Origin of the sequence: Planococcus lenghuensis (assembly GCF_001999905.1) — a bacterium.
Lineage (GTDB): Bacteria > Bacillota > Bacilli > Bacillales_A > Planococcaceae > Indiicoccus > Indiicoccus lenghuensis.
Map to the genome: position 1 here is coordinate 2,344,997 of NZ_CP019640.1, position 14,755 is coordinate 2,359,751.

Annotated in this window: 15 protein-coding genes; 1 reads left to right on the plus strand and 14 read right to left on the minus strand. The window is 50.8% G+C overall.

What is annotated here, in order from left to right:
* Positions 1 to 7: 7 nt before the first annotated feature.
* From fabG to B0X71_RS12110, 9 genes are all read right to left on the minus strand, one after another.
* Positions 8 to 751, minus strand: a complete 744-nt coding sequence (gene fabG / locus B0X71_RS12070; RefSeq protein WP_077589652.1) for a 3-oxoacyl-[acyl-carrier-protein] reductase — start codon at positions 749 to 751, stop codon at positions 8 to 10.
* The gene (gene fabD, locus B0X71_RS12075; protein ID WP_077589653.1) at positions 748 to 1,683 is read right to left on the minus strand and encodes an ACP S-malonyltransferase; all 936 of its coding nucleotides are present in this window, start codon (positions 1,681 to 1,683) and stop codon (positions 748 to 750) included. The genes fabG and fabD overlap by 4 nt, the downstream gene beginning before the upstream one ends.
* The gene (plsX, locus tag B0X71_RS12080; protein WP_077590986.1) at positions 1,680 to 2,672 is read right to left on the minus strand and encodes a phosphate acyltransferase PlsX; all 993 of its coding nucleotides are present in this window, start codon (positions 2,670 to 2,672) and stop codon (positions 1,680 to 1,682) included. The genes fabD and plsX overlap by 4 nt, the downstream gene beginning before the upstream one ends.
* Positions 2,656 to 3,252 (minus strand): transcription factor FapR, encoded by a 597-nt coding sequence (gene fapR / locus B0X71_RS12085; RefSeq protein ID WP_077589654.1) that lies wholly within the window; start codon positions 3,250 to 3,252, stop codon positions 2,656 to 2,658. The genes plsX and fapR overlap by 17 nt, the downstream gene beginning before the upstream one ends.
* Before the next feature lie 89 nt (positions 3,253 to 3,341).
* The gene (gene recG / locus B0X71_RS12090) at positions 3,342 to 5,405 is read right to left on the minus strand and encodes an ATP-dependent DNA helicase RecG (protein WP_232336689.1); all 2,064 of its coding nucleotides are present in this window, start codon (positions 5,403 to 5,405) and stop codon (positions 3,342 to 3,344) included.
* Positions 5,374 to 6,273: an L-serine ammonia-lyase, iron-sulfur-dependent, subunit alpha gene (gene sdaAA / locus B0X71_RS12095; RefSeq protein WP_077589655.1), complete on the minus strand. Its 900-nt coding sequence runs from the start codon at positions 6,271 to 6,273 to the stop codon at positions 5,374 to 5,376. The genes recG and sdaAA overlap by 32 nt, the downstream gene beginning before the upstream one ends.
* A gap of 13 nt (positions 6,274 to 6,286) precedes the next feature.
* Positions 6,287 to 6,949, minus strand: a complete 663-nt coding sequence (gene sdaAB, locus B0X71_RS12100; protein ID WP_077590988.1) for an L-serine ammonia-lyase, iron-sulfur-dependent subunit beta — start codon at positions 6,947 to 6,949, stop codon at positions 6,287 to 6,289.
* Between the two features lie 363 nt (positions 6,950 to 7,312).
* Positions 7,313 to 8,965 carry a DAK2 domain-containing protein gene (locus B0X71_RS12105; RefSeq protein WP_077589656.1) on the minus strand — a complete coding sequence of 551 codons (1,653 nt, stop codon included), beginning with the start codon at positions 8,963 to 8,965 and terminating at the stop codon, positions 7,313 to 7,315.
* A gap of 17 nt (positions 8,966 to 8,982) precedes the next feature.
* The gene (locus tag B0X71_RS12110; protein ID WP_077589657.1) at positions 8,983 to 9,345 is read right to left on the minus strand and encodes an Asp23/Gls24 family envelope stress response protein; all 363 of its coding nucleotides are present in this window, start codon (positions 9,343 to 9,345) and stop codon (positions 8,983 to 8,985) included.
* Positions 9,346 to 9,563: 218 nt separating this feature from the next.
* Here B0X71_RS12110 and rpmB point away from each other — a divergent pair, with 218 nt between their 5' ends.
* Entirely contained in the window at positions 9,564 to 9,752 is a 189-nt protein-coding gene (gene rpmB / locus B0X71_RS12115) for a 50S ribosomal protein L28 (RefSeq protein ID WP_077589658.1), read from the plus strand.
* A gap of 32 nt (positions 9,753 to 9,784) precedes the next feature.
* Here rpmB and B0X71_RS12120 read toward each other — a convergent pair whose 3' ends face one another.
* Genes B0X71_RS12120 through B0X71_RS12140 form a run of 5 tightly spaced genes read right to left on the minus strand, consistent with a single transcriptional unit; the run spans position 9,785 to position 14,738 of the window.
* The gene (locus tag B0X71_RS12120; RefSeq protein WP_077589659.1) at positions 9,785 to 10,444 is read right to left on the minus strand and encodes a thiamine diphosphokinase; all 660 of its coding nucleotides are present in this window, start codon (positions 10,442 to 10,444) and stop codon (positions 9,785 to 9,787) included.
* On the minus strand, positions 10,441 to 11,106 hold the full coding sequence (gene rpe / locus B0X71_RS12125; protein ID WP_077589660.1) for a ribulose-phosphate 3-epimerase: 666 nt from the start codon (positions 11,104 to 11,106) through the stop codon (positions 10,441 to 10,443). Before rpe ends, B0X71_RS12120 begins: the two co-directional genes overlap by 4 nt.
* 2 nt (positions 11,107 to 11,108) lie before the next feature.
* Positions 11,109 to 11,990, minus strand: coding sequence for a ribosome small subunit-dependent GTPase A (gene rsgA / locus B0X71_RS12130; RefSeq protein WP_077589661.1), 882 nt, complete (start codon positions 11,988 to 11,990; stop codon positions 11,109 to 11,111).
* A 13-nt stretch (positions 11,991 to 12,003) separates the two neighbouring features.
* Positions 12,004 to 13,986, minus strand: a complete 1,983-nt coding sequence (gene pknB, locus B0X71_RS12135) for a Stk1 family PASTA domain-containing Ser/Thr kinase (RefSeq protein ID WP_077589662.1) — start codon at positions 13,984 to 13,986, stop codon at positions 12,004 to 12,006.
* Positions 13,986 to 14,738: a Stp1/IreP family PP2C-type Ser/Thr phosphatase gene (locus B0X71_RS12140; RefSeq protein WP_077589663.1), complete on the minus strand. Its 753-nt coding sequence runs from the start codon at positions 14,736 to 14,738 to the stop codon at positions 13,986 to 13,988. The genes pknB and B0X71_RS12140 overlap by 1 nt, the downstream gene beginning before the upstream one ends.
* Positions 14,739 to 14,755: the final 17 nt, after the last annotated feature.

The following is a 14,755-nucleotide window of genomic DNA, read 5'->3' on the forward strand; positions in this document are numbered from 1 at the left end:
AGAAAGGTCACATCACCATGCCGCCATCCACATGAAGTGTCTGACCCGTCATATAAGATGCATCATCCGATGCTAAAAACAGTACCGATTTCGCTACATCCTTCGGATCACCAAAACGGCTTAACGGAATTTGATTCAGCATTGTCTTCTGCACCGTTTCATCCAGCTTCTTAGTCATATCCGTTGTAATGAAGCCCGGCGCTACAGCGTTGACCGTAATGCCGCGGGAAGCCAGCTCTTTGGCAGCAGTCTTCGTGAGTCCGATGACACCGGCTTTGGCAGCGACATAATTTGCCTGCCCCGGATTGCCGGAAATACCGACAATGGAAGCGATGTTCACAATTCGTCCGCTCCGCTGCTTCATCATCTGACGTGTCACCGCTTTCGTCGTGACGAATACGCCTTTTAAATTGGTGTTGATTACGTCATCCCACTCATTTTCCTTCATGCGCATCAGCAGATTATCCCGGGTGATACCTGCATTATTGACGAGGATATCGATCGACCCGAATCGTTGAAGCGTTTCGTCGGTCATAGCTTTCACTGCTTCTGAATCGGCGACATCCGCCTGGAAAACGAATGCTTCTCCGCCGCCGATCCGGATATCTTCTGCAACCGCTTCTGCTTTTTCCCGGCTGCCGCTGTAATTCACAACCACTTTTGCACCTTCGGAAGCAAGCAGCCTGGCAATGGCCGCGCCGATTCCTCTTGAGCCCCCGGTCACAATTGCGGTTTTCCCTTCAAGTTTCATTGTGTCAGCTCCTCTACTGCCTTTTCAAGCGTTTCTTCATCGAATACCGGAATCACTTTAACAGACCGGTCGATTTTTTTCACGAGGCCGCTCAGCACTTTTCCGGGCCCTGCTTCAATAAATACTGTAACGCCCTGGGATATCATTTCCCGGACCGACTGTTCCCACTGTACCGGTGAATAAAGCTGCCGGACAAGCAAATCCCGGATTTCAGCCGGCTCAGTGACCGGCTGGGCTGTCACATTGGAAATCACCGGCGGTTCAGCTTTGGCCAGATCGATTGCATCCAGTGTCTTTCTCAAGCCTTCAGAGGCCGGTTCCATCAGCTCGGAATGGAAAGGCCCGCTGACATCCAGCGGAATCGCCCGCTTCGCTCCCTGCTCTTTTGCCAGTGCAGAAGCACGTTCCACACCTTCTTTTGTACCGGAGATCACAATCTGACCCGGACAATTAATATTCGCCAGCTGTACTGACTGGCCATCCGCTGTCACTTCATCCGTAACGCGGGCCAGCTCCTTGGCACCGAGACCGAGCACAGCTGCCATCGCACCTTTTCCTGCAGGCACCGCTTCATTCATCAGCAGTCCCCGCTGGTACACAGCATCCACCGCTTCTTTGAACGTCAGCACACCGGAAGCCACGAGCGCACTATATTCACCTAAACTGTGACCGGCAGTATAATCCGGTTTAATGCCTGCCCGCTCCAGCCGCTCTGCAATCAGTGCACTGACCGTCAGTAATGCCGGCTGGGCATTATATGTAAGCGTCAGCTCTTCCTGCGGCCCTTCCTGAATCAGCTGCGACAAAGAAAAACCGAGCGCCTCGTCCGCCTGATCGAAAAAGGACCGGCTTCGTTCATCTTCTGAAAAAGACGCACCCATTCCGATTGACTGGGACCCTTGTCCCGGAAAAATAAAAGCGATTTTCGTCATTTTTCTGCGTCTCCTTTCAATGTCCGGTGAATCGTCCCTGCCACATCACTTTCGATCATTGTCCGTGTCTGTCGGATTGCATTAAACAGCGCATTGGCATTTGAAGAACCGTGCGCTTTGATGACCGGCGCTTTCAAGCCGAACAGCGCGGCGCCGCCATATTCACTGTAATCAAGCATGGATTTCAGCCCGCTCAATTCATTTTTGACAAGGAGGGCCGAAATTTTCGTTTTCGCTGACGAAGTGAATACATCTTTAATCATGGAAAACAGGCTCATCGCCGTGCCTTCGATTGTCTTCAGCACGATATTACCTGTAAATCCGTCGGTCACGACCACATCCGCAACACCGTTCAGCAATTCACGCGACTCGACATTGCCGATAAAGTTTACCGGCGCTTCACGCAGCAACGGATAAGTCGCCTTCGTAAGTTCGTTTCCCTTTTTTTCTTCGGTCCCGATATTCAGAAGACCGACAGTCGGGTTGGAAATGCCGCGTACTTTTTCTGCATAAATGCTTGCCATTACGGCGTACTGCACGAGATGCTCCGGCCGCGCCTCGGCATTGGCGCCAAGATCGAGCATAACGAATCCTTTGCCGTCGACTGTCGGCAATGTCGGCGCAAGCGCCGGCCGGTCCACGCCCGCTATCCGGCCGACTACAAACAGTCCGGCCGCCATCAGCGCCCCTGTATTACCGGCGGACACACAACCGTCCGCCTCTCCATCTTTTACAGCTTGGGCCATGCGCACCATGGAGGCATCTTTTTTCCGTTTCACTGATCTTACCGGGTCATCTTCCGGCTCAATGACTTCTGTACAATCGATGATTGTCAGCCGGTCATGTTCCTTCAAATAAGGCTTCATCGCTTCCTGCCGGCCGTACAGCCGGATTTCAAGGTCAGGGTATTCATCAAGCGCGAGTAGAGCGCCTGCTATAATCTCCTGGGGCGCATTGTCGCCGCCCATTCCATCAACTGCGATTTTCATTGCTGTCACCTTCATCCTCTTGTGTCATGCGATACATTTCAAATTCTCCTGTAAATACAGGAACCTGATCCACTGTTGAAATCACCCGGACAAATGCCCGGTTCCGTTTCGGCTCCCGCCCGGTCACCTCCGCTTTGGCCACAACCCGCTGGCCGGCTTTTACCGGCCGCAGAAAACGCAGGTCCGACCGGACGGTCAGTGCCAGCTCATCATTCATCACAGCAACTGCAAGTGAGTTGGCCTGCGCAAATAAATGATGGCCCCGCGCAATCTGATTGCGCTGGAATACATGTTCATTCTGCACGTCAAAAATTGAAATTGCCCGGTCATCCAGATCAATGTCGATGATTTCTCCGATCACTTCATGGATCGGAAGAGATTTCACTTCATCTTCAAATGTCTGGACCGCTACATGCTTAATCCGCTCCCGAAGCTCCGGAATCGCGAGTTCCATCCGGTCCAGCCGGATGGTTTGAACACTCACACCAAAATCAGCTGCCAACGCTTCATCGGTGACAAAGGGATTATCTTGAATCGTATGTATCAGCGCCTGCTGACGCTCTTTCTTCGGTTTTTTCATGTTTGGCCACCACCGCTATTAGCACTTGGTACTAATATGAGTATATAAAGACAAAAAAAAGAATGCAAGGAGTTTCCATCCCTGCACTCTTAATCGAGACGTTCCGCGGTCAGCACACCCGAACTTTCAAGGTGCGTCCGCAGGCAGGCCGTCTCATCGCCCGTCCAGAATTCATCGCTGTTCACTAAATTTTCCGCATCTTTCCTGGCGATTTCCAGCGCCCGGTAGTCATGGACAAGATCGGCCATGCGGAATTCCGGAATGCCGCTCTGCTTTCTTCCAAAGAAGTCACCCGGCCCCCGGAGTTTCAAGTCCTTTTCAGCAAGCACAAATCCATCATTCGTTTCCGTCATGGAACTCATCCGCTCTTTTCCGTCTTCCGTTTTCGGGTCCGCCAGCAGCACACAGTACGATTGTTCGCTTCCGCGTCCGACCCGGCCCCGAAGCTGATGCAGCTGAGCAAGACCAAACCGCTCCGCATCGTAGATCAGCATGAAAGTGGCGTTCGGCACGTTAACCCCGACTTCCACTACAGTGGTCGAAACCAGCACTGAAATTTCGCCTATGCTGAATAACCTCATCACTTCTTCTTTTTCATCGGGATGGAGACGGCCATGCATCAGACCGACTTTATACTTGTTCCGGAACACTTCAGACAGCTGACCGTATAATTCTACGGCATTTTGGTAATCCAGTTTATCGGATTCTTCAATCAGCGGGCAGATGACATAGGCCTGCCTGCCGGCCTGAAGCTCCTGTTCCATCCGTCCAATCACTTTTCCGAATAATTCTTTTTTTGTCCAGAATGTCTGGATCTCTTTTCTTCCTGCCGGCATTTCATCAATGACCGAGATATCCATTTCACCGAACGCCGAAATGGCCAGCGTCCGCGGAATCGGCGTGGCCGTCATGAAAAGAGTGTCCGGATTATATCCCTTATCCCGCAGCACCCGCCGCTGATCAACGCCGAACCGGTGCTGTTCGTCTGTAATCACAAGACCGAGATTCTTGAACTTCACTTCCGGCTGTATGAGCGCATGGGTGCCGATCAGCAGATCGATTTCGCCGGCTGCCAGCTGCTGCTGCAGCACTTTCCGCTTGCTGCCCTTGATCGAGCCGGTAAGGAGCGCGATATTAAGTCCGAATGGCCGGAACCACTCCTCAATAGTGGAAGCATGCTGTTCTGCCAGGATTTCAGTCGGTGCCATCAGCGCGCTTTGCATACCCGCCGTGAAACCGGCAAATACCGCAATCGCTGCCACGACCGTTTTCCCGGAACCGACATCTCCCTGCAACAGCCGGTTCATCCGATACGGATCTTTCAAGTCGCGGCAAATTTCATTGACCGCCCGTTTTTGCGCACCCGTCAGCTCGAATGGCAGACTTGCAATAAATCGCCGCAGTTCATCATTATTATAGTCGATGCGGGAACCGCCTTCCGCTTCCCGGTTCCGTTTCTTGAGCACCTGCATTTTCAATTGAAACAGCAGCAGTTCTTCATAGACGAAACGGCGGCGCGCTTTTTTGAGCGCTTCTCCATCCGGCGGAAAATGCACCCATTCAAGAGCATCAGCCACTGACACCAGCTGATACTCATCCAAATAGCGCTGCGGGAGGCAGTCTTCCATCCCTTCTTTTGCCATATCGAGTGCTTGACGCATCAGCTTGCGGAACGTCCGCTGCTGAATCGCACCTTTCAGGCTGTATACCGGTTCAAAGTCCTGGCCGTCCGTCCGTGGTCCAAGCGTATGGCTTGTGACAGTTATCACTTGGCGGCCGCGATCCCACTTGCCGGTGATTGTCGCAACAGAACCGATCGCCAATTTATTGCGGACATAAGGCTGATTAAAAAAGACAGCCTTAATCAGGTGCCTGCCGACGAGCAGCCGCACCTGTGTCCGGGATTTCTTCTTGCCTAAAAAAAGAACAGAAGGCTCGGCTTCGACCCTTCCTTCAACCGTAACCCGCTCGTTATGCGGCGTATCCGCCAGGTCTTTCAGCTGAAAATCCTCGTGGCGGTACGGAAATGTCATGATCAGATCTTCTATCGTTTCAATCTGCATTTCCGCGAGGCTTTCAGCGGCTGCTTTCCCGACACCTTTCAGTACAGTGACCGGTATGTTAATTGCTGTATCCGGCAGCTGCTGTGCCAAAAATCTTCGCCTCCAGCCATTTTCCGGTTGGTGTGGCAGCCAAACCGCCTTTGGCTGTCTCTTTTAATGCTGTCGGCATTGTCTGGCCGATTTTAAACATAGCATCAATCACTTCATCCGTCGGTATCCGGCTGGTTACACCGGCAAGTGCCATGTCGGCTGCCACCACTGCATTTGATGCCCCCATTGCATTTCTTTTCACACATGGCACTTCTACAAGGCCTGCCACTGGATCACATACAAGTCCCAGCATGTTTTTCAATGTAATCGAGAAGGCTTCCGCACTCTGCTGAGCTGTTCCGCCCGCCATTTCAACGATGGCTGCAGCAGCCATTGCAGAAGCTGAGCCAACTTCGGCCTGGCAGCCGCCTGCTGCACCGGAAATTGATGCGTTATTTGCTACGACATAGCCGAATGCACCTGATGTGAATAAATAACGGATCATCTGTTCACGCGTCGGGTTCAACTTGTTTTTTACTGCGAATAATGTGCCGGGCACGACCCCTGCTGATCCTGCTGTCGGCGTTGCGCAGATCGTTCCCATGGCAGCATTCACTTCATTCGTCGCGACCGCTTTGCTGACAGCGTCCAAAAGCAGATCACCTGCCAGCGTATTTCCTTTATCAATATACTGCTGCAGCAGAACTGCGTCACCGCCGGTCAGACCGGAGAACGAACGGACTCCCTTCAGCCCTTTTTCAACCGCCTCTTCCATAACTGTCAAGTTGCGGTCCATCTGACCCATGATTTCTTCCCGGGTACGTCCGCTGATCAGTTCTTCCTGCTCGAGCATGATTTCTGAAATCAATTTATCTTCCTGTTCTGCAATTTCCACTAATTCCCGCACATTGCGGAATAATACGTCCATTCCGACCTCTCCTTCAGCCCGCGATTTTCGTCACTTGCGTAATATTGGGCAGTAGTGCAATTTCACCCAGCACATCCTGGTCAATCCGCTGATCGACTTCAATGACCATTAACGCCATCTGCCCTCTTTCCCGTCGCGACACTTCCATATGGCCGATATTAATATCATACCTCGCCAGGCAATTCGCTACATTTGCAATACATCCAGCCCGGTCGTCATGGACGACAAGCAATGCGGAATGCCCCCCGGACAGGCGGAGCGGAAATCCGTTCAGCTCGGTCACTTCAATCGTTCCCCCTCCGATTGAAATGCCGGTGAGCGACATTTCCGATTCCTCATCTCCCATTTCAATGCGGGCTGTGTTCGGATGATCCACATTTCCTGTTTCAGGAATGAATTTATACGTCAATCCGGCTCTTTCAGCTTCTTCAAAAGACGTTTTTATCCGTTCATCAAAGGTGTCATAATCAAGCAGACCGCCAATGATGGCCACATCGGTGCCATGTCCTTTATACGTCTCAGCGAACGAGCCGTATAAATGAATCCGGGCCCACTTCGGCTGACGGCCAAACAAATCCCGCGCCACCCGTCCAATCCGGGCAGCACCTGCTGTATGTGATGAAGACGGACCGATCATCACCGGACCGATTATATCGAAAACTGACTTGTACTTCATGCCCATACCCCTCGCTTTTGCGTGTTCTTATCTCCCCCTATTTTACATGAACCCGGAAGATTATTCAAAAATGACGAAAGCGCATACAGTGCTCGGCGTAAAGTCTCTTCCTCTTGTTGTTTCACACATGGTTTCGAAAAGAGAACAAGCGTTCTGACCTTTTAAGTATACTCGTTTCCCCAGTGAAAGAAAAGATGATACCGCGCTCAATCATAAAAGTCCGTCTCCAGCCTGCTCCTGCTCCTTCTCATCTTTTGGGATAGCGGAAAGGCCCGGAACATAGCAAAGGACCCAGGCATTTGGCAAACACCAAACTCCCAGGTCCTTTAGCTGCTTTCAACAGCATCATATGTGTCTTTCCGTTCATTCGATTGAGAAAATGTATGGATAAAGCGGCTGCCGCCCATGATGAATTTCAACTTCCGCTTCATCATTCAGCGTTCCAATGAATTCGGCCAGTTCCTTAGCTGCCTTTTCCGTGGAATCTTCGCCATAAAGAATCGTAACGATCTCTGATTCCTCGTCAATTAACTGACGGAGCAGCTCTTGGGCTACATTCTTCAGTTCCGGAGCAGCGATAACAATTTTGCTTTCTGCAATGCCCATAAAATCATCTTTTTTAATCTCGATGCCATCGATTGATGTATCACGGACAGCATGGGTCACCTGGCCGGTTTTTACAAGAGAAGCAGCATCTGTCATTGCATCCCGATTATTTTCGACAGAAGCCTCAGGATTGAAAGCGAGCAGGGCCGCCATGCCTTGTGGCACATTCTTCGTCGGCACAACAGCGGCTTCGATGCCTGCAACTTCTGCAGCCTGCTCAGCAGCCATGATGATGTTCTTATTGTTCGGCAGGATCAGCACCCGCTCAGCGCCGACCGCCTGGATGGCTTTCACAATATCTTCTGTTGAGGGGTTCATCGTCTGACCGCCTTCGATGACTGTTGATGCCCCGATGCTTTTCAAGAGTTCCGCGATCCCCTCTCCCATTGCGACAGTCACAACTGCATACGGGTGCGTCTCTGCCGGTTTCACAGCCTCTTTCTGATGGCCTTCCCCGACAATATCCGTATGCTGCTGGCGCATATTTTCGATTTTCATCGAGATGAGACTGCCATACTGCTGGCCGTATGTCAGCACTTTTCCGGGTTCTTCGGCATGAACATGGACTTTTGCAATCTCTTCATCAGAGATAACAAGCAAGGAATCGCCATACACACTCAGATCATTGCGGAATGCTTCTTCGTCAAACGCCTTTTTTCCATCTTCAAACTTCACCATGAATTCCGTGCAGTAGCCGAACTCGATTTCGTCTGTATTCATGAAGCCCGCGACACTTTTGTGATGTTCTGTTTTCACCATATCGTCCATTGACTTCATGTCTTGCCGTTCCGGCAGCTTTTCACCCTTCAATGCCGCCAGAAAGCCTTCATATACATAAACGAGCCCCTGTCCGCCGCTGTCGACCACACCGACTTCCTTCAGTACAGGAAGCAGATCCGGTGTCCGCTGCAGTGAAGCTTTCGCTTCTTCAACAGTCGCTTCAAACAGCCGGATGATATCCTGCTCCTTGTCAGCCAGTTCAACTGCCTTTTTCGCAGCATCTTTTGCCACTGTCAGAATCGTGCCTTCCACTGGCTTCATAACTGCTTTATATGCAGTATCGACGCCATGCTGCAGTCCTTCTGCCAGCCGGCGGGGCGACAGTTCAGCGTCATTTGTGATTTCTTTTCCAAATCCCCGGAACAGCTGGGACAAAATCACACCGGAATTACCGCGTGCACCCATTAGAAGTCCTTTTGACAGTGCCTGTGCCGTTTTTCCGATATGCGCATCTGTCTGCGCTTCCGTCTCCTTTGCTCCTGAAGACATGGAAAGGTTCATATTCGTCCCTGTATCGCCATCCGGCACCGGGAACACATTCAGTGTATCAACGTAATCCGCATTCTGATGAAGGTGGTGTGCACCCATCCTCACCATTTCAGCGAATTGAATTCCGTCTATTGACTTCATAAAACAATTGCCTCCTCTTATGGGTTCGTCACACGGACACCCTGGACATGAATATTTACTGCCTTGATTGGCAGGCCGAGCAGTTTCTGAATGGTATATTTTACTGTTGACTGAACTTGATATGCCACTTCGGAGATTTTTGTGCCGTAGCTGACAATAACGTACATATCAATGATGAGGTTATCCGCTTCCTGCCGGACAATGACACCTTTAGCAAAATTCTCTTTGCGCAGGATATCTGTCAGACCATCCCGGATCTGATTTTTCGTCGCCATGCCGACAATGCCATAGCATTCCACAGCAGCCCCGCCTGCTATTTGGGTGATGACGTCATTGGAAATATCAATTTTTCCGTAATCGTTGCTGATTTCAACCGACATCGGAATTCCTCCCCGCTAGTCCTTTTTCACTTCTTTTATTCTACATGAACCGTCTTTATATTAAAAGCGTCTGAATTAAGGTGTCAAGGGATTTTTCTTTAAAGGTATGCTGTACCTGTTGCAATAATTTAGCCCATGTGCTAAATTATTATAGTATGTGATGAAAAAAGAAGTGAATTCAGCATAGCTCAGCTTCACTTATAAGAGGAGGTACCAGCATGGCTAAAGAATGTGTAGTTACTGGCCGTAAAGCCCGCTCCGGAAACAACCGCTCTCACGCGATGAATGCGAACAAACGTACATTCGGCGCTAACCTGCAGAAAGTCCGCATCCTTGTGGACGGCAAGCCGAAGCGTGTGTGGGTTTCTGCGAGAGCATTGAAATCAGGCAAAGTCCAGCGCGTATAAGAACGACCCGAAAAATGCCAGGCTGACGAAAGTCAGCCTGGCATTTTTTTATCTGCGTCCCGGGATTCAATGATCAGACAGTTCCCCGTCCCGATTGAAACTTCGCCTTCTCCGGCAAGTTCATTGCTCGTGAATCGTGTAGAGCCAAACGGAATCCGCTCATCCGTAACCTCGTACTTGAATCCTTTTAATGTCAGCCCGGTGATTTCCGACTGAAACGGGTACAGGGAGACATACCGGTAGTTTGGATCACCTGTCATCGTATGTATGCCAGGAGCAAGAAAACGAATCCGGTTATTTCTGTCCGCAATCATCGCCTCGATTCCAGGATTTGCAAGCTGGCATGCGAACACCGCATGAAGCGCACTGATAAAATGATCCAGCCGGCCGCCGGTTACACCTGTAACGACAATTCGTTCAGGGTTCCAGGCAACTGCCAGGTTCAGTGCCAACTCCATATCCGTCTCATCTTTTTCGGCTGGAAGTCTTTCCAGATGTTGAACAGCCTTTTCCAGCGCTGCATAATCTTCAACTGAAATCGAATCGAAATCACCAACAGCTGCTTCAAGAGAAATCCCCTGCTTCAGCAGGATGGCCGCGCCGACATCTGCACCGATGAACCGGCCAGTCGGCCATTGGGTAAGATCCGGAAGCTCTTCAGCAGGACCTCCGCCCACAATGACAGCAATCACTGACGGGCTTCCTCCCCCGCCTGTTTGATCGCCTGGAGCGCTGCCCGGCGATCTTTTTTTCCGAAGATTGCAGAGCCAGCGACAAAAACTCCTGCTCCCGCTTCAACACATGGCCCAATGGTCTGCTCATTGATGCCGCCGTCGATTTGAATTTCAACTTTCAGGTTCCGTTCATCGATCATGGTTTTCAGTTCCCGGACTTTTGACAGTACCGAGGGAATGAAAGTCTGGCCGCCGAATCCCGGGTTGACGGTCATGAGCAGCACTAGATCCACATCTTCCAAAATATGCTGGATTGCGCTGACAGGCGTATGGGGATTCAGCACGACTCCCGGCTTTGCACCTTCCGAACGGATCAATTGGATGGTCCGGTGAAGATGAGGACATGCTTCTGCATGGACGGTGATATAATCTGCTCCCGCCTCTGTGAAGTCCCGGATATAGCGATCAGGGTTTTCAATCATCAGGTGAACATCCAGGGGCAGGTCAGTCAGTGGACGTACGGCTTTGACGGCAATTGGGCCAAGTGAAATGTTCGGAACAAAATGGCCGTCCATCACATCAATATGGATCCAATCCGCCCCTGCCTGTTCGGCCTCTTTCACTTCTTCCCCCAGCTTTGCAAAATCCGCCGCTAAAATCGACGGTGCTAATTTAATCATGCTTAATACCTCGGCTTTCTATCTGTAATTTCCTGAAGAAACTGCACGTAATCCGCATAGCGGTAATCCGGAATCTCTCCAGTCTTCACCGCCGCTTTCACTGCACATTTCGGTTCATTTGTGTGCAGGCACTCCCTGAACTTACAGTTCGGCGACCGTTCAGCCATTTCCGGAAAGCAGGCAGACAGCTCTTCTTTTTCAATATGGTCAAAATCGAATGAACTGAAGCCCGGCGTATCTGCCAGCAGCCCGCCATTCACTTCGATCAGTTCCACGTGACGGGTTGTATGCTTTCCGCGATTCAGCGCACCGGAAATTTCGGCTGTCTTCAGTTCGAGCTCCGGCAGAATCGTGTTGAGAAGCGTGGATTTCCCAACGCCTGACTGCCCGGCAAGGACGCTCGTTTTCCCGTTCAAAAGCGGAAGCAGCTCTTCTGCAAGCGCCGTATCTCCTTTTCGTACCGTAAACACCTCATACCCGATGTTCCGGTAGTCTTCCGCAAAACGGGAAAGCGTTGTTTTTTCATCGGAAGACGGCAGATCCATCTTCGTTAAAATAATGACCGGTGTAATATCGAACGATTCAATGACCACCAGGAACTTATCCAGCAGAAGCGGATGGAAATCCGGTTCTTTTGCAGAGAAAACAAGAATTGCCTGATCGATATTGGCGATGGGCGGACGGACAAGTTCGTTTTTGCGCTCATGAATATGTGTAATGGTGCCTTCTTTATCATTATCCGCTTCGTAATCCACGAAGTCACCGACCAGCGGTGAAATCTGCCGATTGCGGAAAATGCCGCGTCCCCGGCATTGTATAACTTTTTCGCCATCTTTTACGTAATAAAAACCGCTCAGCGCTTTCCTGATCTGCCCTTGTGGCATAATCTTCCTCCTTTTATTCGGCTTCTGCATAAGGAATCGATTCCTCCACCAGCACTTCTCCATCCCGGAGAATCCGGTACATCCCGATTTGCCCTTCTTCAATTTCCAATTCAATCCGGCGTGAAGCATCATCCGTAATTGTAAATTCCTCAGCCGGTGCATCCATCGTCTGGTTCCGATCCTGGATGAAAATCTGCACAGTCTGCGGCACGGTTTCCGGCGTTTCCCCCTCAGCCGGCTCTTCAGGCGCCAGTGCTTCTCCGTAAGGAATCATCACTGTCTGGATAAATGTTTTTAAAGGCGCCGCTTCCGGTCCCCGGGACAGCACAACTTCTATCATGCTACCTGCTTCCAGTGCTGTTCCAGCTGCCGGGTACTGTTCCAGCACAAGGCCCGGTTCTACACTATCCGAATATTCCTGCCCGATAATCCGGATGTTGAAGCCGGATGAACGGGCATAATCATTGATCTCTTCTTCGGTAAAGCCAACCAGATCGGTTACTTCCCGCAGGTCCTGGCCTTTGCTAACAGTAAACATCACAGAGGTTTCACCAGGCACGACATCACTGCCGGCTGCGATATTCTGGTTTAAAATGATTCCTTCGGATTCTGCGGAAAACTCTTCCCGAAGAGCCACATTCTCGAATCCAAGATTCCGGAGAAGTTCAGCTGCCTGCTCGAAACGTTCTCCAGTATAATCTTCAAATTCCACGCGTTCCCGGCCTGCACTGACAACCAGCTCCACCTCTGTTTCTTGAACGCGCTCTTTCCCCGCTTCAGGTACTGTCCGGATTACCATGCCTTCCTCGACTTCTTCGGAAGTCTGTTGCCGTTCCGGTCCTGCTGTAAATCCGGCAGCTTCCAGTTCTTCCGCTGCAGCTGCAGCCTCCAGTCCCGTAACATCCGGCACCTGAATTCTCGGTTCTTCAAACAGCCGGGGAAATCCAAGAGCCAGGAACAGACCCAACAACAACACAGCCACCGGAATACCTGCCAGAATCCATGGCCATTTTTTTCTTTTTTTAACAGGCGGTGCTTCCTCCGGCGCAGGCGGAGTCGGTTTCAATACAATCGTTTCATCTGCATTAACAAAGGTGGAAGTATTCCGGATTGCAGGCATGGCTCTCGTCGCATCCGAATCATCCGGAATGATGAACTTAGGCTCATTTCGCCGGCTCTCTTCAAGTGCTTCTGTCAAATCTTCTTCCATGGCTTCCACCGATCCGTACCGGTACTGCAAATCTTTCGCTGTCGCCTTCAGCACAATGTTTTCCAGACTCTGAGGCATATCCGGCACAATCGAACGGAGCGAGGGAATATCTGACTGTAAATGCTTCAATGCGATCGATACAGCTGATTCCCCTGAAAACGGAAGCTGCCCGGTCAGCAGTTCAAACATGACAATACCAAGTGAATAAATATCCGACTTCTTTGTCGCCGTGCCGCCCCGCGCCTGTTCAGGAGAAAGATAATGGACCGTGCCGAGCACTGAATTCGTCTGTGTATAGGACGTCGCAGTCAATGCCATCGCGATTCCGAAATCCGTTACTTTCACACGGCCGTTCCGGTCGATCAAGATGTTCTGCGGTTTGATATCCCGGTGGACAATCTGGTTCTGATGGGCATGGGCTAAAGCAGATGTCAGCTGCAGCATGATATCAACCGCTTTTTCAGGAGCAATCGGTGCCTGCTGAACAATATAATCTTTCAAAGTCTGACCTGTTACGTATTCCATGACCAGAAAGTGAATATCCCCTTCTTCTCCCACATCGAATATATTAACAATATTCGTATGCGTAAGACTTGAAGCAGACAATGCTTCCCGCTGAAACCGCCACCGCAATTCTTCTTCATTTGAAAAATCATACCGGAGGATCTTGATCGCTACGTCTCTGTCGAGAATAATGTCGTGGCCTAGATAAACATTTGACATTCCTCCGCCGCCAATTGCCTTTTCAATGCGGTAACGGCCGTTCAGCCGCTTTCCAATCAGCATTACCTTTTCACCTCCTCATCAGCGCAGAACAGGACGAAAGAAATATTATCTTCTCCTCCCAGTTCATTGGCCCGCCGGATGAGTTCATTTCCTTTTTCTGCGAGCGGCAGTTCTCCGTGGAGCACAGCTGCTATTTCCGCTTCGCTCAGTTTATTGCTGAGCCCGTCCGAGCACAGAAGCAGGCACAAGGAAGCGGTCAGCTCGACCTCCAGAAGATCTCCTTCAATATCCGGTTCCGTTCCGAGTGCCCGGATGATTAAATGCTTTTTCGGATGATCTTCGGCCTCCGCCTGACTGAGCTCACCGGTATCTACGAGCAGATTCACATACGTATGATCCCGCGTGATCTGGCGGGCGGTACCATCGAATACATAAGCACGGCTATCACCGATATGACAAAGCACGCAATCATCACGGCTTACAATCGCCGCAAGAAGCGTGGTGCCCATGCCGCTGCATGCCGGATTCAACAGAGCATGATTATACACCTGCCGGTTTATCTGCTTGACAGACTGGAGCAGCCAGTCCTTTTTTGCTTCAGCTGATAAAAAGGCCGTCTCTTCTTCTTCCATAAACAGCCGGCCAAGCTCTTCAGCTGCCATGCGGCTCGCAAGATCGCCGGCATTGTGTCCGCCCATGCCGTCGGCTACAATTCCCAGAAACAGACCATCTGGACGGCGCAAGACAGCTGCCTGGTCTTCATTCACTTCTCTTTTTCTTCCTATATCACTCTCAAGCGTATACCGAAACAACTTCCTGCCCCCTTGCA

Excerpts from the sequence above, each read along its gene's own strand:
- fabG (WP_077589652.1), bottom strand. The coding sequence starts at position 751 with ATGAAACTTGAAGGGAAAACCGCAATTGTGACCGGGGGCTCAAGAGGA.
- fabD (WP_077589653.1), bottom strand. The coding sequence starts at position 1,683 with ATGACGAAAATCGCTTTTATTTTTCCGGGACAAGGGTCCCAGTCAATC.
- plsX (WP_077590986.1), bottom strand. The coding sequence starts at position 2,672 with ATGAAAATCGCAGTTGATGGAATGGGCGGCGACAATGCGCCCCAGGAG.
- fapR (WP_077589654.1), bottom strand. The coding sequence starts at position 3,252 with ATGAAAAAACCGAAGAAAGAGCGTCAGCAGGCGCTGATACATACGATT.
- sdaAA (WP_077589655.1), bottom strand. The coding sequence starts at position 6,273 with ATGGACGTATTATTCCGCAATGTGCGGGAATTAGTGGAAATTGCAGAA.
- sdaAB (WP_077590988.1), bottom strand. The coding sequence starts at position 6,949 with ATGAAGTACAAGTCAGTTTTCGATATAATCGGTCCGGTGATGATCGGT.
- B0X71_RS12105 (WP_077589656.1), bottom strand. The coding sequence starts at position 8,965 with ATGAAGTCAATAGACGGAATTCAATTCGCTGAAATGGTGAGGATGGGT.
- B0X71_RS12110 (WP_077589657.1), bottom strand. The coding sequence starts at position 9,345 with ATGTCGGTTGAAATCAGCAACGATTACGGAAAAATTGATATTTCCAAT.
- rpmB (WP_077589658.1), top strand. The coding sequence starts at position 9,564 with ATGGCTAAAGAATGTGTAGTTACTGGCCGTAAAGCCCGCTCCGGAAAC.
- rpe (WP_077589660.1), bottom strand. The coding sequence starts at position 11,106 with ATGATTAAATTAGCACCGTCGATTTTAGCGGCGGATTTTGCAAAGCTG.
- rsgA (WP_077589661.1), bottom strand. The coding sequence starts at position 11,990 with ATGCCACAAGGGCAGATCAGGAAAGCGCTGAGCGGTTTTTATTACGTA.
- pknB (WP_077589662.1), bottom strand. The coding sequence starts at position 13,986 with ATGCTGATTGGAAAGCGGCTGAACGGCCGTTACCGCATTGAAAAGGCA.